Origin of the sequence: Streptomyces sp. NPDC058335 (assembly GCF_042723915.1) — a bacterium.
In the GTDB taxonomy this organism is placed as follows: Bacteria; Actinomycetota; Actinomycetes; order Streptomycetales; family Streptomycetaceae; genus Streptomyces.
Genome location: NZ_JBHXHX010000008.1, coordinates 347,835 through 370,918 on the forward strand (window position 1 = coordinate 347,835; position 23,084 = coordinate 370,918).

Annotated in this window: 16 protein-coding genes and 1 pseudogene; 15 read left to right on the top strand and 2 right to left on the bottom strand. The window is 71.5% G+C overall.

Annotation, left to right across the window (positions count from 1 at the left end):
- The first annotated feature begins 285 nt into the window (after positions 1-285).
- The 5 genes from ACFWJX_RS18355 to ACFWJX_RS18375 are packed head-to-tail and all read left to right on the top strand — an operon-like array spanning position 286 to position 7,507.
- Positions 286-1,638 (top strand): ABC transporter substrate-binding protein, encoded by a 1,353-nt coding sequence (locus tag ACFWJX_RS18355; RefSeq protein WP_383243797.1) that lies wholly within the window; start codon positions 286-288, stop codon positions 1,636-1,638.
- A gap of 1 nt (position 1,639) precedes the next feature.
- Complete coding sequence (locus ACFWJX_RS18360) at positions 1,640-2,509, top strand: carbohydrate ABC transporter permease (protein ID WP_383243800.1); 870 nt, start codon at positions 1,640-1,642, stop codon at positions 2,507-2,509.
- Positions 2,506-3,474 carry a carbohydrate ABC transporter permease gene (locus tag ACFWJX_RS18365; RefSeq protein ID WP_383243803.1) on the top strand — a complete coding sequence of 323 codons (969 nt, stop codon included), beginning with the start codon at positions 2,506-2,508 and terminating at the stop codon, positions 3,472-3,474. The genes ACFWJX_RS18360 and ACFWJX_RS18365 overlap by 4 nt, the downstream gene beginning before the upstream one ends.
- Positions 3,475-3,527: 53 nt before the next feature.
- Positions 3,528-5,663, top strand: a complete 2,136-nt coding sequence (locus tag ACFWJX_RS18370) for a beta-galactosidase (RefSeq protein ID WP_383243806.1) — start codon at positions 3,528-3,530, stop codon at positions 5,661-5,663.
- Between the two features lie 38 nt (positions 5,664-5,701).
- Positions 5,702-7,507, top strand: a complete 1,806-nt coding sequence (locus ACFWJX_RS18375) for an RICIN domain-containing protein (RefSeq protein WP_383243809.1) — start codon at positions 5,702-5,704, stop codon at positions 7,505-7,507.
- A 140-nt stretch (positions 7,508-7,647) separates the two neighbouring features.
- Here the strand turns inward: ACFWJX_RS18375 and ACFWJX_RS18380 are convergent, their stop codons facing one another.
- Positions 7,648-10,431, bottom strand: a complete 2,784-nt coding sequence (locus tag ACFWJX_RS18380) for an AAA family ATPase (RefSeq protein WP_383243812.1) — start codon at positions 10,429-10,431, stop codon at positions 7,648-7,650.
- A gap of 239 nt (positions 10,432-10,670) precedes the next feature.
- On the opposite strand from ACFWJX_RS18380, the gene ACFWJX_RS18385 reads away from it, so the two are divergent.
- The 10 genes and pseudogenes from ACFWJX_RS18385 (at position 10,671) to ACFWJX_RS18430 (ending at position 21,535) form a co-directional block, all read left to right on the top strand.
- Positions 10,671-13,529: an AAA family ATPase gene (locus ACFWJX_RS18385; RefSeq protein WP_383243815.1), complete on the top strand. Its 2,859-nt coding sequence runs from the start codon at positions 10,671-10,673 to the stop codon at positions 13,527-13,529.
- A gap of 96 nt (positions 13,530-13,625) precedes the next feature.
- Complete coding sequence (locus ACFWJX_RS18390; RefSeq protein ID WP_383243818.1) at positions 13,626-14,567, top strand: alpha/beta hydrolase; 942 nt, start codon at positions 13,626-13,628, stop codon at positions 14,565-14,567.
- Positions 14,568-14,721: 154 nt separating this feature from the next.
- Complete coding sequence (locus tag ACFWJX_RS18395) at positions 14,722-15,669, top strand: helix-turn-helix domain-containing protein (protein ID WP_383243821.1); 948 nt, start codon at positions 14,722-14,724, stop codon at positions 15,667-15,669.
- 1 nt (position 15,670) lies between these two features.
- Positions 15,671-16,711, top strand: coding sequence for a helix-turn-helix domain-containing protein (locus ACFWJX_RS18400; protein WP_383243824.1), 1,041 nt, complete (start codon positions 15,671-15,673; stop codon positions 16,709-16,711).
- On the top strand, positions 16,704-16,829 hold the full coding sequence (locus tag ACFWJX_RS18405) for a hypothetical protein (RefSeq protein ID WP_383243827.1): 126 nt from the start codon (positions 16,704-16,706) through the stop codon (positions 16,827-16,829). The genes ACFWJX_RS18400 and ACFWJX_RS18405 overlap by 8 nt, the downstream gene beginning before the upstream one ends.
- A gap of 321 nt (positions 16,830-17,150) precedes the next feature.
- Positions 17,151-17,750, top strand: a complete 600-nt coding sequence (locus ACFWJX_RS18410; protein WP_383243830.1) for an RNA polymerase sigma factor — start codon at positions 17,151-17,153, stop codon at positions 17,748-17,750.
- An 11-nt stretch (positions 17,751-17,761) separates the two neighbouring features.
- A complete protein-coding gene (locus tag ACFWJX_RS18415) occupies positions 17,762-18,181 on the top strand; it encodes a hypothetical protein (protein ID WP_383244033.1) in 420 nt (139 codons plus the stop codon).
- A gap of 218 nt (positions 18,182-18,399) precedes the next feature.
- A pseudogene (locus ACFWJX_RS18420) lies at positions 18,400-18,631 on the top strand (IS5/IS1182 family transposase); the annotation flags it as partial.
- A 68-nt stretch (positions 18,632-18,699) separates the two neighbouring features.
- The gene (locus ACFWJX_RS18425; RefSeq protein WP_383243832.1) at positions 18,700-18,966 is read left to right on the top strand and encodes a hypothetical protein; all 267 of its coding nucleotides are present in this window, start codon (positions 18,700-18,702) and stop codon (positions 18,964-18,966) included.
- A gap of 406 nt (positions 18,967-19,372) precedes the next feature.
- Complete coding sequence (locus tag ACFWJX_RS18430) at positions 19,373-21,535, top strand: SpoIIE family protein phosphatase (protein ID WP_383243835.1); 2,163 nt, start codon at positions 19,373-19,375, stop codon at positions 21,533-21,535.
- A 150-nt stretch (positions 21,536-21,685) separates the two neighbouring features.
- On the opposite strand, the gene ACFWJX_RS18435 is transcribed toward ACFWJX_RS18430, so the two are convergent.
- Positions 21,686-22,870, bottom strand: a complete 1,185-nt coding sequence (locus ACFWJX_RS18435) for a type III polyketide synthase (protein WP_383243838.1) — start codon at positions 22,868-22,870, stop codon at positions 21,686-21,688.
- Positions 22,871-23,084: the final 214 nt, after the last annotated feature.

Below are 23,084 nucleotides of genomic sequence, written 5' to 3' on the forward strand. Positions count from 1 at the left end.
GTCCCGGATCCGGCAGAGGCCCCTGAGCCAGGCTTCGGCATCCGCCTCGGCTCCACCCCAGTCCTCCTCATCGGCCGCGACCTCCGCCTCCGCTCCCCGTAGAACGCCCGTCGGTGCCGGATCCGCCCCGGACCCGCACCCGACCGCCGGCGTTCGAGCCCCGGTCGTCGCGACCGCGCCCTCCCTCACATCCTGCGCACGCCCTCGCCCGGCGTGCCTGCCACCCATGCCACCGGCGGGAGTTCAACCATGCCCCTTTCCGCGTCACAGCCCAGCCCTTCCCAGATGAGCCGTCGTCTGTTCCTCACCGCGACGGGCGCCCTGTCGCTCGGCGCCACCCTCACCGCGTGCGGCGGCGACTCCGGCGGTTCCCCCGCCTCCACCGAGCCGGTCGGCCAGGCCGACATCGACAAGGCGATGCGGACGCCGACCGAGCTGACGTTCTGGACCTGGGTCCCCGACATCGCCAAGGAGGTCGCGCTCTTCGAGAAGAAGTACCCGGCCGTCAGGGTCAAGGTGGTCAACGCGGGCCAGGGCACCCCGCAGTACACCAAGCTGCGTACGGCGCTGAAGGCCGGCAGCGGGGCCCCGGACATGGTCCAGATCGAGTACCAGGCCATTCCGACGTTCACCATCACCGACAGCCTGCTGGACCTGCGACCGTACGGCGCCGCGGCACTCAAGGGACAGTTCGTCGACTGGACGTGGAGCCAGGTCAGCGGACCGGGCGGCGAGGTGTGGGCGATCCCGCAGGACACCGGCCCGATGGGCATGCTGTACCGGCAGGACATCTTCGACGAGCACGGCATCGAAGTGCCCACGACCTGGGACGAGTTCGCGGCGGCGGCGCGCAAGCTGCACAAGGCGGACCCCGACGTCTACCTCACCAACCTCGCGGCGAACCAGCCCGCCGCCTGGCACGGCCTCCAGTGGCAGGCGGGCGCCAAGCCCTACGCGACCTCCGGCAGGAGCGACATCACCATCAGTGTCGACGACGCCGCGTCGAGGAAGCTCGGCGAATACTGGGGCGGGCTCGCGAAGGAGGGGGTCATCGGTGTCGAGCCGGACTTCACCGACGCCTGGTACGCCGCCCTCAACAAGGGCAAGTACGCCACCTGGATCACCGCCGCCTGGGGACCGGTCTTCCTCTCCGGCTCCGCCAAGGCCACCGCGGGCAAGTGGCGGGCGGCCCCGCTGCCGCAGTGGGATCCCGCCAAGCCCAGTTCGGGCAACTGGGGCGGCTCGACCACCGCGGTCATCCGCTCGAGCAAGAACCCCATAGCGGCGGCCGTGTTCGCGCAGTTCCTCAACAGCGACCCGGCCAGCGCACGGATGTTCGCCACCGAGCAGTTCTTCTTCCCGGCGACCAAGGCCCTGCTCACGGACGCCGAGTTCATCGGCCAGACGCCGTCGTTCTACGGCGGCCAGAAGGTCAACCAGCTGTTCGCCGACATCGGTTCCACGGTCGACTCCGGTTTCCAGTGGCCCCCGTTCCTCGACCAGGCGGCCACCGACTGGACCGAGACCGTCGGCAAGTCCCTCGCCGACAAAACCGACACCGTCCGCGCGCTCGGCACCTGGCAGTCACGGCTCACCACGTACGCCAAGGGCCAGGGCTTCACCGTGAAGGGCGGCTGAGATGAGCCGTCGCCGTACGGCGGGACCCCTGTTCGTCGCCCCGTTCATGGTGCTGTTCCTCCTGCTCTTCCTCGCCCCGCTCGGTTACGCCGCCTACCTCAGCCTGTTCCAGGAACGCCTGATCGGCGGAACGGCGTTCGTCGGCCTCGACAACTACGTCACGGCGCTGAGCGACCCCCAGCTCCTGCACGGCCTCGGACGCGTCGCCCTGTTCTTCGTGATCCAGGTCCCCCTGATGCTGCTGCTGGCGCTGGCGTTCGCGCTGGCTCTCGACAGCGGCCTGCTCCGCCTCGCGCGCGTGATCCGGCTCGGCATCTTCATCCCGTACGCCGTGCCGAGCGTGGTCGCCGCCCTCATGTGGGGCTATCTGTACGGACCGGACTTCGGACCGTTCGCCCAGCTGAGCCGGAAACTGTCCCTGCCGGTGCCCGACTTCCTCAGCGAGGGCTGGATGCTCGGCAGCCTGGCGAACATCGTGACCTGGGAGTTCGTCGGCTACAACATGATCATCCTGTACGCCGCCCTGCGCACGGTCCCCCCGGAGCTGTACGAGGCCGCCGCCATGGACGGGGCCGGCGCCTGGCGCACCGCCTGGTCGATCAAGCTGCCCGCGCTCCGCCCCGCGCTGATGCTGACCCTGCTGTTCTCGGTGATCGGCAGCTTCCAGCTGTTCAACGAGCCGAACCTGCTGATGAAGGTCGCCCCGGACGTCATCAGCAGCTCCTACACCGCCAACCTGTACGCCTACTCCCTCGCGTTCACCGGCCAGCAGGTCAACTACGCGGCCACGGTGTCCTTCCTCCTCGGTCTCGTCATCGTGATCGCCTCCTACGCCGTCCTGCTCACCGCGAACCGCAGGAGGACCCCATGACCTCCCCCAAGCTCTCGGCTCCGCTCGACCAGGGGGTGCTCTCGTCGACCCCGGCGGCCACGGTCGCTCTGAAGGCGGTGGAGCCGGTGAGCACCGCGCCCGCCAGGAAGCGCGCGCCCCGCCGCAGCACCCCGCTGACGATCGCCATGCTGGCCGTCCTCGCCTACTTCCTCCTCCCCCTGTTCTGGCTCCTGATCGCCTCGACCAAGAGCACGCAGGACCTGTTCAACAGCTTCGGCCTGTGGTTCTCGCACGCCCCGCAGCTGCTGACGAACATCAGGGCGACCTTCGCCCAGGACGACGGCGTCTTCGCGCACTGGCTGCTCAACACGGTGATCTACGCCGGTGTCAGCTCCCTCGGAGCGGCGCTGCTGGCCGCCGCCGGCGGGTACGGGTTCGCCAAGTTCCGCTTCCGCGGCGACCGGGCCGCCTTCAACCTGGTCCTCGGCGCCGTCATGGTCCCCACCACCGCCCTGGCGATCCCCACCTACCTGCTCTTCGCCCAGGCGGGCCTGGTCAACACGCCCTGGGCCGTCATCCTGCCCTCGCTGGTCAACCCGTTCGGCCTGTACCTCATGCGCATCTACGCCCAGGACGCCGTCCCCGACAGCCTCCTGGAGGCCGCCCGGATCGACGGCGCCGGCGAGGCCCGGATCTTCTTCCGCATCGTCCTGCGCCTGCTGGGTCCCGGCCTGGTGACGGTTCTGCTGTTCACCCTGGTGGCGACCTGGAACAACTACTTCCTGCCGCTGATCATGCTGAACGACCCGGACCTGTACCCGGTCACCGTCGGCCTGTCGTCCTGGGCCGCGCAGGCGCAGAACGGCGGGGCCGGCTCCAGCAGCGACATGCTCGCGCTGGTCGTGACCGGCTCCATGCTCTCGATCATCCCGCTCGTCGTGGCGTTCCTGCTGCTCCAGCGGTACTGGCAGAGCGGGCTGGCCGCGGGCGGCGTCAAGCAGTAACGCCCTCACGTCTCCCGTCACTTCCCCTCACTTTTCTCCCGGAGGTTCCCTTCATGGCGGATCTGCCCGCCCGCGTTCTCTTCGGTGCCGCGTACTACCACGAGTACCGGCCCCCGTACGGCACCGAGTGCCCCGACGAACGCCTCAAGACCGACCTCGACCTGATGGCCGACGCGCATGTCACCGTCATCCGGGTCGGCGAGTCGGTGTGGTCGACCTGGGAGCCTTCCAGCGGGCGGTTCGACCTGGACTGGCTCCAGCCCGTCCTCGACGGCGCCCACGAGCGCGGCATCTCCGTCGTCCTCGGGACACCGACGTACGCCGTGCCACCGTGGCTGGCCCGCCAGTACCCGGAGATCACGGGCGAGCGGCGCACCGGCGAACGCATCGGGTGGGGTGCCCGGCAGGAGGTCGACTTCACCCACCCCGCGTTCCGCTTCCACGCCGAGCGGGTCATCCGCAAGGTCGTCGCCCGGTACGCCGACCACCCCGCGGTGATCGGCTTCCAGGTCGACAACGAGCCGGGCAACGAACTCCTGCACAACCACGGCGTCTTCCAGCGCTTCGTCGACCATCTGCGCGAGACCTACGGCGACGTCGAGACCCTCAACCGCGAGTGGGGGCTGGTCTACTGGTCGCACCGCCTGTCCACCTGGGCGGACCTGTGGACGCCGGACGGCAACGCGCAGCCGCAGTACGACGTCGCCTGGCGCGCGTTCCAGGCCCGTCAGGTCACCGAGTTCATCGGCTGGCAGGCCGACATCGTCCGGGAGTACGCCCGCCCCGAGCACTTCGTGACCACCTGCATCTCCTACACCCGGCCGGCCGTGGAGGATGACGAGCTGACCGACCGCCTCGACATCGCCTCCGGCAACCCGTACTACGGCATGCAGGACAGTCTGCTGCTGCCCGACCGCACGCCCGACGCCCACCGGCAGATCTGGCAGACCACGGGGGTTCCGGCGCTGTACCAGACCGCCGACTGGATGTTCTCCTCGCGCCAGGAGCCGTTCCTGGTCACCGAGACCAACGCGGGCTCCATCGGCTTCCCCTGGGACAACCGCCCCGCGTACGACGGACAGTGGCGGCAGGCCGCCTGGGCGCTGGTCGCCCGCGGCGCCCGCATGATCGAGTACTGGCACTGGAACACGCTGCACTTCGGCGCGGAGACGTACTGGGGCGGTGTCCTCCCGCACACCGGGCAGCCAGGGCGTACCTACGCCGAACTCGCGCGGCTGGGCGGCGAGTTCGAGACGGCCGGGGCGCTCGTCGCCGGGCTGGAACCGGACGCCGACATCACGATGGTCTACTCGACGCCCAGCAAGTGGCTCATGCAGAAGTATCCGCCGCTCGCCGAGCCGGACGGCGAACCGGACCCGGCCGCCTACCACCGCATCTTCGACCCCTTCTACCGCGGCGCCTTCGAGGCCGGCCGCCAGGTACGCATCGTGCACGCCCGCCAACTGCACGACCCGCGCGGAGAAAGGGAGGGTCTGACCCCGGAGGAGGCCGTCCGCCGCCATCCCGTCCTCGTCGTCCCGGCGCTGTACCTCGCCGCCGACTCGACCCTCGACTGGCTCGCGGCCTACGCCCACGCGGGCGGCCACCTGGTCGTCGGCCCGCGCACCGGTTACGCCGACCACGAGGCCCGCGCCCGGCGGGAAGCGGCCCCCGGACGCCTCACCGAGGCCGCGGGCGTCTCCTACGACGAGTTCAGCAACCTGCACATGGAGATCCCGGTGCGGCCGGCGCCCGGCGGACCGCTCGACCTCCCCGAGGGGTCGACGGCGACGCTCTGGGCGGACGGCCTGACCGTCACCGACGCCGACGTGCTCGTGTCGTACGACCACCCGCACTTCGGCCGCTGGCCCGCGGTCACCACCCGCCCGCACGGCTCGGGCCGCGTCACCTGCGTCGGCACCGTCCCCGGCCGCGACCTCGCCCGCGCCCTGGCCTGCTGGACGGCACCGGCCCCCCGCAGCGCGTGGCAGGACCTCCCGGCCTCCGTGACCGCCACGACCGGCACCTCCCCCGACGGCAGGCGCGTCCACATCGTCCACAACTGGAGCTGGGAACCGGCCCGGATCCAGGCCCCGGTCGACCTCTCCGACGCGCTCGACGGCACCTCCGTCCCCGCGGGCACACCACTGGACCTCGGCGCCTGGGACGTACGCGTACTCGTCTCCTGACCGCCGGGCATCACCCGGCCACCCCCAGAGGAGGGGCTATGAAGAACAGAAGAGCAGGGCAAGCGATGGGCACGTTCGTCGCGGCGTCCGCATTGCTGGCGATACCCATGGGCACCGCGCAGGCCTACGCCCCGACGGGCGGGACCGTCTACCAGCTCGGCAACGAGCCCTGTCTGAAGGGGCGGGGGAACTGCGCGGTCTACCCCAAGTCGGCGCAGCTGCCGAGCGGGCGGCTGGTCGCGTCGTTCGAGAAGTCCACGGTCGTGGCGGATACGGGCAGCGCGGACGGACAGACCCTCCCGGTGTACAAGAGCGACGACCACGGGACGACATGGCAGCCGCTGTCCGAGGTCAAGGCACCCGCGTACCTCTCCAGCGACCCGCAGTACGCGAAGTACACGAGCAACTGGACGAACCCGTACCTCTACGTCCTTCCGCAGCAGGTCGGGATGTTGAAGGCCGGCACGCTGCTCCTGGCGAGTGTCGTGTCGGGGGACGATGCCTACTACACGGAACACAAGGCAGCCGATCCGAACTGGACGCCGTCCAACGACGGCGACCGCGCGGACATGGCGATCGCCCTGTACTCCAGCACCGACGACGGCCGGACCTGGCAGGTCGTCAACGTCATCGCGACGGGTGGATGGCAGGGCGGCAGCGCGGGCGCGGTCGGCCAGAACATCGCGGCGGCGAACACCCACCGGCAGGTGGACCCCCTCTGGGAGCCGTACCTGATGGTCCACAAGGGCCGGCTGGTCTGCTTCTACTCCGACGAGAACGACTACGTCGGCTTCGACCCGGTCACCGGCGTCCCGCGGCTCGACCCCGCGAACGACACCGCCCCGGACTCGCACGGGCAGATCCTCGCCCACAGGACTTGGGACGGGCGTGCCGCCCGCTGGAGCGCCCCCGTCGTGGACGTCGCCGGGTCGACCCAGGACATGGGAGGCGGGAAGACGGAGATCGGCGGCGGGCGGCCGGGCATGACGAACGTCGTCCGCACGGCGGACGGCAAGTGGCTGCTGACCCTCGAGTACTGGGGCGGCGGCGCCAACACCCGGTACGTGGTCGCCGACGACCCGCTGAGGTTCTACCGCGGCTCCGCCACGGGTGAGGCCGTCACCTCCCTGCCGGTCGACAGCGGTTCGCGTCCCCTCGCGACGGGAGGCAGCCCCGTCGTCATCCGCCTCCCGGACGGGCGCCTGGTCTACAACGCCGCCGGCAGCGGCAACGTGTGGGTCAACGAGAGCGGACGAAGTGACGGCGTCTGGAAGGAGTACCAGACGACCTCGCGGGCCGGATACAGCCGCAACCTCCAGTACGTCGAGGGCACCGGCCGTATCTCCATCCTCAACAACCAGGGCGTGTCGCAGATCGCCTACGCCGAGGTCGATCTCGGTCACTCGGACGGCCCCTACCACCGGCTCGTGAACCGGCGGACGGGCCAGGTGATCGGCACCGGCGGCCGCACGAACGACGCCAACATCGGCAACGGGGACGTGCCCGACGTCCGGCTGGAGGACCCCGGCGCGACCGCGAACAAGGACACCCAGTACTGGCACGTCGTGACCGGGCCGAACGGCGGCGTCACCCTGCTGAACAAGTCGGGCGGTCGCGCGGCGGCCATCTGGACCGGCAACGCGACGGCCGGCCAGCGGATCGGCCAGTGGGTCGACGACAGCAGCACCGGCAGCTGGAACCTCGTCAGGACCGACGACGGCTACTACCGGCTCCAGTCGGTCAGGAACACGAGCCTCTACCTGACCGGCGCGTCCGCCGACGCACCGCTCACCCTCCAGAACGCGGCCGGGGACGGCTCACAGGACTGGGAGATCAAGCAGTAGACACGGGCGCCCTCCAGCTCACCGGCCCGGCAGCGGGTCGGGCGGAGGGCGCTCCCGCTCGCGCCGTCTGAAGGCAGACGGTGGGCGCAGATAACCCGTGCGCGTGGCCGAGCCCGCGGATGCTTCCGCGGCCGGTCGAGTCAGTCCGAACGGGGCATGTGGCCGAGAACGTCGCGCAGTTGTGCGCGGCCGGTGATGCCGAGCTTGGGGAAGATCTTGTGCAGGTGGAAGCCGATCGTGCGCGGAGACAGATAGAGCCGGGCACCGATGTCCCGGTTGGTCAGGCCTTCCGCGGCCAGTTGGGCGATCTGCAGCTCTTGCGGCGTCAGGTCGGCCACGGCTTCGGGTGCCGCGGAGTCCGCCACGGCCACGCCCGCCGCGCGGAGTTCGGCGGTGGTGCGCTCGATCCAGGGGCGTGCGTCGAGGCGTTCGAAGGTCTCGAGGGCGGTGCCCAGCAGCGGGCGCGCCTCCGCTGACCGTCGCCGCCGCCGCAGCCACTCGCCGAAGTCCAGGTGCGCGAGGGCGTATTCGAAAGGCCATCGGACGCCGGCCGGCCCGGATATCGCCGCACGGAAGTGGGCTTCCGCCTCACCGGGACCGCTCAGCAGGGCGGAGGCGCGATGAACGATCGCGTCCAACCGAGCGGAGCGGGACGCTCCCAGGCTCTTCTCAGCTGCGCGGAGCACGGCACGGGCGTCGTCCGCCCGGCCGGCGCGGACGGCTGCGGCGGCCAGATCGGCGAGGTAGTAGTACGAAGCGTGGTAGTGCACCGGTGCGGGGTGGAAGTCCTGGGTGAAGGTCCGCCGCAACTGCTCGTACGCCGCGTGGTGATCGCCCTCCGCGAGAGCCGCCATACCGAGCGCATGACAGTAACGGACGTACAGGCTGCGTGACTTGCGCAGGTCGACACCACGCACGGCATCGCCCACCTGCGCACGCGCGGCCGCGTGGTCCCCGCGAACGGCGCGCAACGTGGCCTGCAGGATGGGTGATCCCACGGTGACGTTGTCCGCGCCTGCCTCCGCCGCCATCCAGAAGGCGTCCTCGGCGGCGGACCGGGCCGCCGTCCATGCTCCGCTCTCGAACAGTGCGAGGGCGTGGGCCTGCGCCGCGGTGGCGTTGGCGCCGGCCGTCGCGGCTCGTCGCAGATGGTCCATGGCCTGACCGAGCAGGCGTACGGCGAGGTCGGTCTCGTCCAGGATCCAGGCCACGGCGCCGAGCACGACGAACTCGGCCAGCGAAGGGTCCCGCAGAGTGTCGACCGCGTGGGTCAGGTTCTTCAGAATCTCCTTCCGGTCCGCGAACGGGCTGCTGACCGCCCGTGTCCAGAGGCAGTCGCTCCTGTCCGGCCGCGGCGCCATGAGGCCGCCGATGCGCTCGAGCTCGGTCCGGTAGAAGGGGTCGCCGGAGTTGTATGCGGGCGTCGATGCCGTTGCCAGCGCGTCCAGCGCCAGGGCAGGTGCCTTGGTGGCCATGGACTCGGCCACGGGCAGCAGGAACGCCAGGGAGTCGTCGTGCCGGAGGGTCACCGCCAGGGACCACCCGCCGCGCAGGGACGCCTCGGCGGTGAGCCGGGCGTCGTCCGTCAGGCTGTCGACCCGGGCCGCGATCTCACCGACCCACTGCGGATGGCCCGCGTACATGGCCGACGCGGCAGCGGCGAGCAGGCGTCCGGCACGCAGTTCCGGGTCCGGGGTGAGTTCCGCGGCGCGCTCCAGCGCGGTGGCCGCGGCCGCGTATCCCCCACGCCGCCGGGAGCGTTCCGCACTCTGGGCCAGAGCTCCGGCAACCTGTTCGTCCGGGCCGAGTGCCGCTGCGCCCAGGTGCCAGGCACGACGGTCGGGTTCGTCGGCGAGCGCGGCGGCCAGCGCCAGGTGGGCCGCACGGCGTTCGGCGAAGGAGGCGGCCTGGTAGACGGCGGAGCGCACCAGCGGATGGCACAACTGCACCTGGCCGCCCTCGACGCGCACCAGCCCCGCCTCCTCGGCGGGCCCCCACACCTGCGGCCCGTCCACGTCGGGGGCGGCGTGGAGAACGTCCGAGAGCTGGGTGGTACCGGCTGCCGCCGCCAGGAGCAGCACCCGGCGCGTGGCCTCGGGCAGGGTGGGAAGATCGGCGGCGAACAGGCGCTCCAGCCGAGCGGTGAGGGGGAGCGAGAGCGAGTCGATCGAGCCGATTCCCCGACTGCCCGGGGTCTTGCCCAAGGCTCGCGTGAGCTCGATGAGGGCCAGCGGGTTCCCGGCCGCCTGCTGGAGAATCTGGGACCGGACCCTGCCCCGTGGCGGATGCGGCTGTCTGTCCAGCAGGAGCCCCGCCGCGGCCCGGTCCAGGGGTCCTGCGGTCAGATGCGGGAAGTCGCGGTCGAAGCGCGCCGGCACCGCGTCGTCGCGTGCCGCGAGGACCATGGCGACGCGTTCCCCTTCGAGGCGCCGGGCGACGAACGCGAGCACGTCCAGCGAGCCGACGTCCAGCCACTGGGCGTCGTCGACGACGATCACCAACGGGCGTTCCGTCGCCGCGTCCGAGAGCAGCGTCAGCACGCCGACCCGGATCATCAGCGGGTCGGGCGACTGCGGCTCGTCGGTGTCGTCCGTACCGAACGCGCGGCGCAACGCGTCGTGCTGCCGCGAGGGAAGCCGATCGACACCGGCGAGGACCGGGCGCAGCAGCTGATGCATCCCCGCGAGTCCGAGGTCCTGCTCGCCTTCGCAGCCTCGCACCCGGAGCACGCGTCGGCCGCGGGCCGTGGCCTGCGAGGTCGCCCATTCCACGAGGGTGCTCTTCCCCGCCCCCGGCTCGCCGGTCAGCACGAGTACTTTCGGGCCGCTGCCGTCAGCGTCGTCGATCAGCTGAGCGATCCGCGCCAGTGCGCGGTCCCTGCCCAGGATCTCCGGCGTGCGTGCCTGGTCCGCGCCGAGGTCCATGCTCTCCCTTGTCCGTCAGCCGTGCGCCCGGCGAACCGGGGTGGAAGCGAATTCCCTGCTCATCGCCCTGCTGCCATCCTGCCAGGCCCGCCCCGAGCATGACTGGTCACATGACAGAAGCGTGCGGTCCGGCTCCCTGGCAGCATCCACGCAGGAGGGCACAGCGCCCTTGTCGACCGGCCGCGAGCGCATCAGTACGAGCGTGGCGGTCCTGTCCGGGGCTCGGTGGACGGAGTGCGATGACGGAGATCGAGGTGAGGTCCGCGGCAGCCTGCGCCGAAGGAACGGACCCCGTCGGCTCCCGACCGCGTGTCATGTCGGCGATCGGCCGGGAGGCCGAAGTCGACCGGATCCTGCGGTGCATCGACGTACGCGGTGGCCGCCCCCAGGCTCTGCTGCTGCTCGGAGAGGCCGGAACCGGCAAGTCCCGGTTGCTCCGGGTCGCCGAGGAGAGAGCCGGGGAATTCCGGACCCGGGTCCTGTCGGCGCAGGGCTGGGGCTCCGAGGAACCACCGGCGTTCTCCTCCCTGCACCAGCTTCTCCTCCCGGTGCTCGGCGAGGTCGACGCGCTGCCGGAGCACCAGCGCGTGGCGCTTCGCACGGCCTTCGGGGCGGCTCCGGAAGCCGGACCGCCGGAGGGGCAGTCGCTGCGCGCCGCGGTCATGACACTCCTGGAGCGCATCACCCGGGCGAGCCCGGTCCTGCTGACCGTGGACGACCTCCAGGACTGCGATCGCGACTCTCTGGACGTCCTGTTCTTCGTGCGGCGACGCCTGGCGAACCAGGCCGTGGCCATGCTGTTCACCGTACGCGGAGAGGCTCCCCCCGCCGGGATCCCCGCGGATCTTCCCGTCCTGTCGCTCGGCCCGCTGTCCCTCGCGGCGTCGGCCCGGCTTCTCGACGCGCAGCCCGGCGCACCGACCGGCAGGGTCCGGCTGGACCTGCTGCGGCAGGCGAAGGGGAATCCGCTGGCGGTCGTCGAACTGAGCCGGGCGACCCGCGGCGGGACCGGGCCGGCGCCGACAGGTGCGGAACTGCGGCAGACCTCGCGGATCCAGCAGATGTTCTCCGCACGCCTGGGCGCACTGCCGGAAGGAACGCGGCGCGCGCTGCTGTACGCCGCGGCCGCCCTGCGGGAGGAGGAGCTCACGACCGTCATGGCCGCGTTGGGCGCCCAGGACCTCACGGTGTGGGTCCCTGCGGAGGAAGCCGATCTGATCACCATCGCGGACGGCCGTGTCACGTTCCGCCATCCGCTGATCCGCACGGCGGCGTATCACCGGCACGCCGCGAAGCTGCGGCAGCAGGCCCACCGGGATCTCGCCGCCGCAGGAGGCCAGACCGCCGCGTATCGAGCCTGGCACCTGGCCGCAGCAGCCATCGGCCCGGACGAGGCGGTGGCCGCGGCCTTGGAGGAAGCCGCCACCCCGGCTCAGCGGGCCGAAGACCCCTTCGCCTCGGCGAAGGTGCTGGAGCAGGCCGCCCGCTTCAGCGCCCGCGACCACGACCGGGCCCGGCGCCTCGCCGAAGCACTGGTAGCAGCGAGCGACTTCGGCGACCCGGACTGGGTACGCGATCTGTACGGGCAGTTCACCCAGGTGAACACCGACCCGGAACTGCGGTGCGTCGCGGCCTGCGCCATGAGTGGAGCACTGTCGCTTCTCTCGTTCCAGCAGGAGGCGTTCGACCTGCTGGTGGACGTATGGCAGCGCACACCCCCGAGGAGTGCCACGACCTCCTTCGCGCTGGCCGGGATCGCCATGGGGATCTCCCGCCAGTCCGGGCTGCCCGAGCATCGGCTTCAGCTGCCGCGTCTTCTCGACCACGCGATACGGGCGGCGCGGGCCGAGCAGAAGCAGTGCGCACAGGAGGGCGGGTTCTTTCCCGAGCCGGCCGGGTCCGAGGTCCTCGCGTCCCTGGAAGCCGCCGTGTCGGTGGGCATCGATCCGGCCGCGCATGCCGGCAGGACGCTGCGGAGACTGACCGCCCCGCGCTCCGGACCCCTGGACGGCGGGGACCGGCAGGCCCGCCTGCTGGCAACCGCCTGGGTCGCCTACAACGCCGACGAGTCGGACCTGTGCGCGGAGAAATACCGGCAGGCTGGCGCGCTACGTGGCGCACAGGGAACCCTGGGCCCCCGTGCATGGACGCTCGCCGCCCAGGTGGACACCCTCGTCAGCATCGGACGGTGGTCCGAGGCCGAGATGGTGATCCAGGAGGGCCGTTCCGATGCCGCCGTCCACCGGTTGCCCCGTGTCGACATGGACCTCGAAGCCTTGCACGTGACCCTCCGCGCGCTCCGTGGCGAGTCGATGCCCGACGTCCCGTTCACCGGGCCCCACTGGCGCTCCGTCAGTCTGGACGAGAACCGGTCCACCCACGCCAGAATGCTGCGCGCCTGCGGCCTCACCGCGATGGTCCTCGGGGACGCGGACGGCGCCTTCCGGCACCTGCGGGCATTGTTCGGGGAGGACTGCTCCCCCCTCGATCCCTTCCTTTCGCCGCGCTGCGTCAGCGAACTCGCCGCCGCGGCCCAGCGCATCGGCCGGCAGCAGGAGGCGGCGCGCATCCTCCGGGACGTGCGAGAGCGTCAGGGCCCCCGGCCGACCACCCGGATGACGCTCCTCATGCATCATGCGGCGGCCCTCGTCGACGACGATGCCGACCCCGAGCACCACTTCCGGCTGGCCCTGGTCAACGCGGAGGCGGACAAGTGGCCGCTGGAGCGGGCCCAGGCTCGTCTGCACTACGCGATCTGGCTTCGCAGGCGCAGAAGGCCTCTGGAAGCCCGCGCACAGCTGACCGCGGTGGTCGAGGTCGCGGCCCGGCTCGACGCCCCCCACCTTGCCGCGTCGGCCCGCGGCGAACTGCGCGCGGCCGGGGTGGCCGACGCTCCCGCTTCACCCGATCGGCTGGCCGAACTGACCGCCCAGCAACAGCAGATCGCACGACTGGCCGCGAACGGCCTGTCGAACCGCGAGATCGGCGAACGGCTCTTCCTTTCGCCACGCACGGTCGGCTCGCACCTCTACAACGTCTATCCCAAGCTCGGCATCAGCAGTCGCCACCAGCTGCGGGACCTGCTGAGCGACAGGTGACATGCGACGAATCAGAACCCCCGAGGGGCCGAGCGAGAGGCGAACCGGATGCGGCCGGGCCCCGAAGGAGAAGCCGGCGGAGAGCCGCGGCCGGCCGTGATCCTCGATCCGTTGGTGCAGCGGCTCGTCCACGCGTCCCAAGTACCTCCCTTCCTGCACGAGTTGGGACCGGACGACGGCCGGCAGGCGCTGCGGGAGTCCCAGATCCATGTCGTCGACGACTTCGAGGTGGACGCCGCCTTCCACGTGGCGCCCGTGGGACCTTCCGGGCTGGTGGGTTTCTGGATCTTCAGGCCGGCCGGCGCGACAGGCCCGCTCCCCACCGTGCTCTACATCCACGGGGGTCGGTGGATGCTCGGGGACGCACACACCCATGCCTGGCTCATCAGTGAGCTGGTGCGCGGCGCGGGCGTGGCCGCGGTCGTCCCCGAGTACAGCCGTACTCCCGAGGCCCGCTATCCCCTGGCCGTCGAGGAGTGCTACGCCCTGATGGACTGGACGGTCCGGCAGTCGGGGGAACTCGGCCTCGACGCCGGCCGGCTGGCGGTCGCCGGAGACTGCGCCGGCGCCACCATGGGCACGGCGCTCACCCTGATGGCGAAGCTGCGCGGCGGCCCGAGCATCCGCGCGCAACTGCTCTACTACCCGCTGACCGACGCCCACTGCGACAGCCCCTCACAGCAGGAGTTCGCCACGGGGTATCTGCTCACCCGGGAAGCCCTGCGCTCGTACTGGCAGCAGTACGCCGGCCGCTCCGGGCGGCAGGACGAGCCGACCGCGTCGCCCTTGCGGGCCGGCCTGGCGGAGCTTGCCGGGCTGCCGCCGACGATGGTGATCACGGCGGAGGCCGACGTGGCGCGGGACGAGGGAGAGCGCTACGCGGACCGGCTCCGCCGTTCCGGTGTCGCCGTGACCGCCGCCCGGTTCCTGGGCACCATCCACGACTTCGTGTCGCTGACCGCGCTGCGCGACAGCCCGCCGACGCGGGCGGCCGTGATGCTGGGCAGTGCTTTCCTGGGCGGACACCTGAACAGGTGAGCAGGACCAGTCGGCCGACTGATGCGTGCGCCGCCGCTCGCCAGGCACGCTGGCCGGTATGTCAGCGAACATCAGTTCATTCCCGGCGGCCTCCGACGGCGGCCGAGACGTCGCCGCGAGGCGAGATCGGGGTCAGGTGCTGTGCACGAGCACCGTGCCCCTGAGCGAGAGTCTGGACTTCTGGCATGACGCCGTCCTCGCGCAGCTGGTGGGGATGGACATCTCGGCGGAGGGTGGGACGTACGCCGCCACCATGCGTGCCGACCACCTCGGTGACCTCGGGATCACCACCGTCGAATGCGATCCGGGAGTGGTCCACCGGACCCCTCGCTTCATCGCCCGCGGTGACGGCCGGGAGGTGTGGGCCGCTGTACTCACCCGGGGCCTCGCCCAGGTCGAGCAGGATGGCCGCGCCACAGAGCTACGACCGGGTGATGTCGCGTTCCTCGAGACCATTCGCCCCTCCCGTACACGGTTTCCGCAACGGTTCCAGTTGAAGATCTTCGCCGTGCCGCGGAGCCGCCTGGGGCTGTCGGAGGCGGACCTCAGGCAGGTCACGGCGCGGCCGATGCGCCCGGAGGGCGGGCTCGCGGCCCTCCTCTCGCCGTTCATGTCGCGTCTGGCGGACACGTCCGACTCCTACTCCCGGTCCGCCGCCGAGCAGTTGGCGGGCAGTGCCGTGGACCTGCTGGCCGCTGCCGCCGCGCAGCAGCTCGGCACGGCGCCGGCCCGGCTGCCCGGCGCCGACCGGGTCCTGCTGCTGCGCATCCACGCGTTCATTCGCTGGCATCTGGCGGACCCGGACCTCACTCCCGAGGCCATCGCACGGGCCCATCACATCTCCGTGCGCTACGTGCACCGCCTGTTCGAGGGGCAGGGCACGACGGTCAGCCGTTGGATCCGCGAGCTCCGTCTGCGGGAGTGTCGCAGGGAGTTGACACGGACCACCACTCGGAGCCTCGGCGTGGGAGGCGTGGGACGCCGCTGGGGATTCACCAGCACCGCCCAGTTCGGGCGGGCGTTCCGCAGGGAGTACGGCACGTCTCCCACCGAGTGGCTGCAACACGCACGGGGCGGACGCTCCATCGAGAAGGAGGCATGACATGCCGAGCAACGCGCCGCTGACGGCTGATGTGCCGCACACGATCCTGTCCACGGAGACAGTCAGGCCCGCGGACAGGATGACGGCCTGGAAGCAGGCACTTTCGAAGGCCTACGTCGAACTGGATCTCGGCGTCCGCGAGGACACGGGGTCCTGGCAGGGGTTCCTCAGGGCGGACCGGCTGGGATCGCTTCAGGTCGCGACCGAGCAGTCCGACCCGGTGAAGGTCGTCCGGACCCCACAGGGCGCGGCGACGGACGGCCGCGCGTACATCTTCGCCCGCATCCAGCTGGAGGGGTCGGCCGTCCTGTCCCAGGACGGCCGCTCCGCGCGGCTGGCGCCTGGAGTCCTGGCCTTCTACGACGCGAGCCGACCGTTCACCCTTGTCCTGCCGGAGCCTCATCGGGCTCGTGTCCTGATGGTTCCCCGTCCGATGCTGAGGCTGGGCGAGCCGGAGGTACGCCGCCTCACCGCGAGGGCCATCGGCGAGACACCCGACGGGCCGACCGCGCTGATACTGCCGCTCCTGTCCGGGCTGGCGCGGGAGATCGGCACCGCCTCGCCACTCGTGCGCGAGAGGCTCGCCCGCACCCTCGCGGATCTTCTCTCCACTCTGGCCGAAGAACTGTTGGACACGGACCCGCGTGCCGTGTCCGTGTCAGGGGCGGAAACAATCCTCGACCGGATCAAGGCCTCCATCGAGACCCGCATCGGTGAGCCCGAACTCTCTCCCCGGATGATCGCCGACGAGCACCACATCTCGCTGCGCTACCTGCACAAGCTCTTCCACGCGCAGGGCACCACGGTCATCGGCTGGGTACGCCAACGACGGCTCGAAGGATGCAGCGCCGAGCTGGCCCGTCCCGGCGCGGCCCACCTCACGATCTCCGCGGTGGCCGCCCGTTGGGGATTCACCAGCCCCTCCCACTTCAACCGTGCCTTCCGCAAGGCCTACGGAATGTCACCGACCCAGTGGCGCACGACCGCAGACAGGAAGCGCCGGCAGACGGCCCACGCCGCTGCTCCACCTCCGCATGCGTGATGTCGACGCCATCGCCTCCGAGTTCGGCGTGCAGGTGCGTGACGCTCCATGGGCGCGTGAGCGTGAGCTGCGCGAACCTGACGGCAACCGGCTTCGGCTCGGCACGCCGACGGAGTGACGCCCGACACTCGTGCCCGCGACTGACGGGGGATCACCCTCGCTCCCCCTCCTGTTCCTTCCGCAACCAGCCCCGAGCGGGGCTGTGCACGGTTCGAAGAAACCCCGGCCGGAGGTGAATCCTCCCCGGACCTCGCCGCCTCTTATCCGTGTACCGGCCGAACGGGCCGGCGGAACCGGGAGGAAACACCAATGATGGTCACCGGCCTCGTAGTGATCGGAGCCCTGCTCGTGGGCGCGTGCAGCCGGCACCTGATGCGGCGCTACAGGAGCCGAGGCTGACCAGCGCCCGCGCGGGGCGCCTTCAGGAGATGGGCGGCACATGAACCAGCGGTCATCCTGGCCGGACGAGCGGCTGATCAGGGCAGCTCAGGACGGCGACGTCACTTCGCTCACCACGGTGGTCACGGAATCGCAGCCTCACGTGCGCAAGTTCGCCCTTTCGCTGTGTGCCTCGCGGCAGGACGCGGAGGACGCGGCGCAGGAGGCGCTGATCATCCTCTACCGGAAGATCGGCACCTTGCGGGCCACCGGTGCGCTTGCCTCATGGATGTTCCGGATCGTGCGCAACGAATGCCTCCGGCAGGTACGGCTGCTCGTCTCACGGAGCGACGAGGCGTCGGCCGAACCGGAGGCGTCCGCGGAACGGTCCGCCGAGGACGCGGTGCTGCACAGGCTGGAGGCTGCGCGGATCGCGGCTGCGGTCGGTGCCCTCCCCCGTGACCAACGGGACGTCCTGATCATGCGGGACATACAGGGCCTGCCCGGCAAGACCGTCGCCCGTTCGCTCGGTCTGAGCGACGCCGCCATGAAATCGCGACTGCACAGAGCACGCGCGGCATTGCGTCACTCACTTGCAGCGCCCGACAGATCACCTGACCGTGCCATCGGCCAACCAGGCGGAGGGGACCCTCGACCGTGAACACCGTCAGCATGGTGAAGCCCGCGGAGGCCCGGCCCACGGCACACTCCGCGGCGCCCGGGAGGAACTTCGCCAGCAGCTCCGTTCCGCGCCACCTGGCGCGCGGCGCCATCGGCTTCGGGCTGATCATCGGCTCGATCGCCCTGGTGCCCGTCGTCGGCCCGGCCACCCTGCTGGCGGCCCCGTTGGCCCTGGTCGCCTTCCGCGGCTGCCCCGCCTGTTGGATGGTCGGCCTGGCGCAGACCATCTCCCGCGGCCGCCTGGAGCGCCGGTGTGTGGACGGCGTCTGCGCCCTCACCATGGCGCACAGCGTGCCCCGAGCCGGCCCCGGAAGTGCCTATCGGCCCGCGTCGCGCTTCGCGTTCCGCAGGTGGGCGTCATGCAGAGCTGAGGCTGAGAACCCGGCGACGAAAGCGATCGGGCCGCCGTAGAGGAGAAGGAGACCGACATGCGAGATCCAGTCTCCGATCGCGAGAACCGCGATGACATCGACGTAGCAGAACAGGACCAGCGCCCCCGCTCCGAGATGCGACGTCATCGGTTGCCCCCCTCGTCATCACCGCCTTGACCACTCGTTGCATGCCCGGCCTCTGACCGGCCGACACCGTTTCGTGGCGGCTGGGGCGGACAGCTGCCACCGTTGTCCGGCCCGGCGGGTGCGGATCGAAAGGGCGCCGACATGCACGACGGCCTCGGCCTGGATCCGCGCGTGCGCGGCGTCCCGCCCGCCCGCTCGGGCCGCGGCCCTCGCCGGGGTGCCCGACCGAGCTCCATGCCGACAAGGGATACGACTACGACCTCCTGCGCAGGTGGCTCCGCCGACGGCTCGGCCGACACCGTCGGTCGTCGCGAGGACGGTGTCCTGGCTGGCCTGCTGCCGGTCCGGCATGGTGTAGGCGAAGTTCATGACGGCGCGGCGCAGACCGGGCCGGCGCAGGGGGGTGACCCGATGAGCCGTGGTGGCCGCGCGCAGGAGGTAGCCGTCGCCCGGCCGGTGGTGCGCGTGGCGCGCGGCGGCGGTCTCCAGGCCGTTCAGATCGTGGGAGCGAGGAGTGAACTGCAGCAGGCCGCCATCCGCGGGGTCGCCGGGTGCTTCGGTGAACAGGACCAGGGCCAGGGGGTAGTCGTCCGTGTGCGCGCCATGGGTGTCGCCCTCCCGGTGCAGGATGTTGATCACGTGCCGCTCCAGCGGGTCGGTCAGCCAGACAGCCAGTAGGCCGGAGAACGCGCCGATCCACGAGAGCACCCACCGGGCCCACGCCACCGCGACCACACGAGCGCCGCCGTCACACCGCGTGGGGCTGCCGGCACGTCTGGCCGGCGGCGGATCTGTGACAGGCGCCGAGCGTGGTCACTCCGCGTAGCGCACTGGCCCTGCGGCCGACTGGCCACCTGCCCCTTGGACGGGGCCGCCCGCACAGACCTCGACACCGGCAAGGTGAGCGCGGCCCCCACCGGCCGCGGCATTTCCTCACCGTCGGCGTTCACCGCGCGATCCGCTGGTGTGGGCGAAGCGACCCCTGGTGTTATTCAATGGGGTGTGCGGTCAGGGAGCTCGGGGCCCCGTCGCACGGGTCCGAGTACGGCCCCGGCGCTGCGCCGGGGATTGCTGAGAGAGCCGCATGGACTCCACGCCCTCCCCCTCGTCCTCTTCGCCGTTCGACCTGGTCAGCAGCGCCCTGGGGCGCTACGTCCCGCACGGCGGAGCGGCAGCGGGCGCCGGTCCGGCCGACGCACGGGGCGACCGCACCACCGGCCGGGGCGGACCCGACAACCCGGCGGCCGACCGGCAGGACCAGATTCTGGGCGTGGTCAACCTGGACAGGAATCTGCGCATCACCCGCGCAAATCTGGACGCCCCCGTGTTCGCGGGTCTGGACGCCGTGGCCGGGAGTGCCTTCGCCGATCTCCTGCCCCCCGGCGACGTACCGACGGTCACACGGCGGTTGCGACAGGTACTGGAGATCGGTGAGGCGCACGTCGCCCGGATCCAGCGACTGCGGCGCGGCGACGGGTCGGAGCTGGTGGTCTCGATGAGCATCCTGCCGGCCGCGGCGCCGCAGGAGGGCCTGACCGTCTCCCTGATCGCCATGGCCAGGAGGCTGCATCTGTACGCCGCCGAGACCGCGATCGGCACCTCGCTGGACATCGGCGAGACCGCGCAGTCGCTGGCGGAGTCCCTGCTGGCGTGGGGAGACGTGGCCGCCGTCGACCTCGACTTCGCCGTGTGGACGGGCGAGGGAGTCACCGAACGGGCGCAGGGGCGCATCCGGCTACGGCGGGCAGCCCTGGTGCCGGACCGGGCGTGGCCCGCGGGCTACGTGACTCCGGGCGACGACCTTCCGAGCGACGCGAGTCGCCTGCTGGCACAGGCGGTACGGCGGGACGACGCCCCGCAGGCCATCGTCGTACCCGACCGGGAGGCGGTCGAGCGGCTGCTCGGCAGTCCGCGGGTGATCCGTGCTCTGGTGCCCGGCGACCGGTCGGCGAGTGTGGCGTGCATACCCCTGGTCCTGGACGGCGCGCCACCCGTCGTGCTGGGCGTGGCGGAGGTCTGGCGGCGGGCGGACCGCCCCTTCCGCGACAGCGAGTTGTTCGACCTCCAGGAACTGGTGGCCAGGACCGCCCATCACGTCGACCTGGCCCGTCAGCATCAGCGCGAGCACACGCAGGTGCTGGCGTTGCAGCGCCGGCTGCTGCCCCGGAGCGGCGGCGACACCCTCGAGATCGCCAGCGTCTACCAGCCCGCCACCCCCGACAGCGCGGGCGTCGGCGGCGACTGGGTGAACAGCTTTCCGCTGCCGGACGGCCGTACCGCGCTGGTGGTCGGTGACGTCGTCGGGCACGGCCTGGGAGCCGCGGCAGCCATGGGCCAGCTGAGCATGGAGGCCCGCGCGCTGCTGTCCGCGGGGCTGGCCCCCGACGAGGTGCTGGAGCACCTGGACGAGACCGTGACGCTGCTGGACGACGCGGAGTCCGGGCTGGCTGCCGGCTACAGCGCCCTCGGCTCCACCTGCTGCATCGCCCTCTACGACCCGGTCAGCCACCACCTGACGCTCTCCAGCGCCGGTCACCTTCCCCCGATCCTGGTGCTTGCGGACGGGCACGCGGGCCCGCTCGCGGTCCGCCCTCACCCCGGCCTGGGCGCCGAGTTCGCGCTGCGGGAGCCGTTCGACGTGCACACGTTCGACGCGCCCCCGGGCTCCCTGCTCGCCCTCTACACCGATGGTCTGGTGGAGGACCGGAGCCTGTCGATCGACGAGGGCATCAGCAGGCTGGCGGATGCCGTGTCCACGGTGCACCCCTGGGACGCCCTGCAGCAGGCCGCACGGCACGTCGTCTCCGTGCTGGCGCCCGTGCGCCAGCACGACGACGTGACCCTGCTGCTCGCGCGCCTGATCGGCTACCGCAAGGAGGACACCGCGACCTGGCGGCTGCCCGCCCGCGACGACGCGCCCGCCCGTGCCCGCGCGCACGCCTCCGCGCTGCTGCGGCAGTGGCACACCACGGGCCGCACCCTGGACGACGTGCCGCTGCTGGTCAGCGAGCTGGTCACGAACGCGGTGCGCTTTGCCGCCGGTCCCATCACGGTACGACTGATCAGGACCGGTCACGGCCTGCTGTGCGAGGTGGGCGACACCGGGAACGGCAGGCCGCGTCTGAGCCGGGGCGGCCTCCTCGACGACGGCGGGCGCGGCCTGCACATCCTGCACAGGCTCACCACCCGGTGGGGAGTGCGGTGGACGGACACCGGCAAGGTGGTCTGGGCGCACGTCGCCAGGTGACGCGGCTGCGGGGCGGGGCCGCGGCCGGCGTACGCGAGTGCGGTGAGGGTCGGGGCGTCGTGCGCGTCAGCCGACGGGTACGTACGGCGCCCTCAGCGGTACCGGCGATGCGGGCGGCCCGTTCGCTGGTACGGACGGCCCGCGCTCCCGCTACAGCCACTCCCCTTCCAGGGCGGTGGCGGTGAGGCCCGGCGCCGCCGCGTACAGAACGGCGCGATCGCCCGGCTTCTGCCCGGCGTCGTACGCCCGCCTCAGGATGTCGAACACGGCGGCGCCTCCGCGGTTGCCGCTGGTGTAGCTGTCCCGGCTGTAGTCCAGCAGCCCCGACGGCCATGCGTCGGGCATCGTCTGTTCCATGTACTCCAGCACCCGGGTACCGCCGGGGTGCGCGAGCAGCACGTCGGGGTGCCAGGAGTCGGGGTCGTCCTGATAACGGACGCGCAGCCACTCCCACATGGCGGTGACCGTCTCCTGCACCGCGCGCGGCCCACGCCGGTCCATCACGAAGTGGGTGCCGTCCGCGCGCGTTTCCAGGCGGTGCAGGTCGTGGGTGCCGGGCAGGGTGTGGTGCCAGGCGGCGTCCAGTCGCAGCACCGACTCGCGCGTCGGGCGGCCCGTGACCACCGCGGCGACCGCGGTGTCCGCGAACAGCAACCGGACGATCAGGGACTCGAGGGTGTCGTCCGCGGGCTGGTAGGTCGTGCTCAGCGCCTCCGCGATCACGACCAGGACCACTCGTTCGGGGTCCGCGGCCACGAGATCCGCCGCCAGGGCCAGGGAGCGGGTCCCCGCGACACAGGCCCACTGCGTGGCCGGCAGCAGCATCGCGTCGTTGCGGAGCGAGAGCCTGTTGGCCAGGGCGATGTCCAGACCCGGCAGCGCCGGTGTGGTGGAGTGACTGGTGATCAGGCAGTCGACGTCCGCGGCGTCCAGGCCGGCGATCTGCAGGGCCCCGCGCGCCGCACGCTCCCCGTACGACTGCACAGCCTCCCAGGCCGGCGCGGTGCGCTCCTGGACGGTCTGCGGCGCGGGTATCGCCTCGAGGGCGGCGATCACGCGGTCCACGTCCTGCTGGGTGAACCCGCCGCGTACCAGCGCCTTTTGGGCGGGCCCGATGCCGACACCCTGTAGGGCGCCGCCGTCGCCGGGCGCGGCGGCGGTCTCCAGCGGCAGCATCCACCCGCGGGTCTCGATGCCCGTACTGGCCGCGATGCCGTCGATCCGCGGGGCCCACGCGGCGTGCGGGTGCCGGTCGCGCACCTCCGCCACGATCTGGCTGGTCTCCACGGCGTGCTCGCCATGTATCACGGCAGGAGGACAGAGGTAAGCGGCCATGATGGGCACCTTTCCAGCGGAACAAGGAGGAACGTCACGAAGGCTGCGTCATGGGCCACTTCGGAACCTCGCGCCCATCACGTCGGGCTCCACTTCGGGAGCCGCTGTCCCTGTCGAGCATGGACGCCAATGGGACATTTCCGCTGTGATGCAGACAACTTGGGCCAACTTTGGGGTCGTGATACGGCACACACCGCCGCAACAGGGGCCTTGA

What these genes read in the sequence shown, in the direction of transcription:
- ACFWJX_RS18400 (WP_383243824.1), top strand. Translation starts at nt 15,671, where the DNA reads ATGCCGAGCAACGCGCCGCTGACGGCTGATGTGCCGCACACGATCCTG.
- ACFWJX_RS18430 (WP_383243835.1), top strand. Translation starts at nt 19,373, where the DNA reads ATGGACTCCACGCCCTCCCCCTCGTCCTCTTCGCCGTTCGACCTGGTC.
- ACFWJX_RS18375 (WP_383243809.1), top strand. Translation starts at nt 5,702, where the DNA reads ATGAAGAACAGAAGAGCAGGGCAAGCGATGGGCACGTTCGTCGCGGCG.
- ACFWJX_RS18380 (WP_383243812.1), bottom strand. Translation starts at nt 10,431, where the DNA reads ATGGACCTCGGCGCGGACCAGGCACGCACGCCGGAGATCCTGGGCAGG.
- ACFWJX_RS18365 (WP_383243803.1), top strand. Translation starts at nt 2,506, where the DNA reads ATGACCTCCCCCAAGCTCTCGGCTCCGCTCGACCAGGGGGTGCTCTCG.
- ACFWJX_RS18405 (WP_383243827.1), top strand. Translation starts at nt 16,704, where the DNA reads ATGCGTGATGTCGACGCCATCGCCTCCGAGTTCGGCGTGCAGGTGCGT.
- ACFWJX_RS18425 (WP_383243832.1), top strand. Translation starts at nt 18,700, where the DNA reads ATGAGCCGTGGTGGCCGCGCGCAGGAGGTAGCCGTCGCCCGGCCGGTG.
- ACFWJX_RS18410 (WP_383243830.1), top strand. Translation starts at nt 17,151, where the DNA reads ATGAACCAGCGGTCATCCTGGCCGGACGAGCGGCTGATCAGGGCAGCT.
- ACFWJX_RS18370 (WP_383243806.1), top strand. Translation starts at nt 3,528, where the DNA reads ATGGCGGATCTGCCCGCCCGCGTTCTCTTCGGTGCCGCGTACTACCAC.
- ACFWJX_RS18385 (WP_383243815.1), top strand. Translation starts at nt 10,671, where the DNA reads ATGACGGAGATCGAGGTGAGGTCCGCGGCAGCCTGCGCCGAAGGAACG.
- ACFWJX_RS18355 (WP_383243797.1), top strand. Translation starts at nt 286, where the DNA reads ATGAGCCGTCGTCTGTTCCTCACCGCGACGGGCGCCCTGTCGCTCGGC.
- ACFWJX_RS18360 (WP_383243800.1), top strand. Translation starts at nt 1,640, where the DNA reads ATGAGCCGTCGCCGTACGGCGGGACCCCTGTTCGTCGCCCCGTTCATG.
- ACFWJX_RS18435 (WP_383243838.1), bottom strand. Translation starts at nt 22,870, where the DNA reads ATGGCCGCTTACCTCTGTCCTCCTGCCGTGATACATGGCGAGCACGCC.
- ACFWJX_RS18415 (WP_383244033.1), top strand. Translation starts at nt 17,762, where the DNA reads ATGGTGAAGCCCGCGGAGGCCCGGCCCACGGCACACTCCGCGGCGCCC.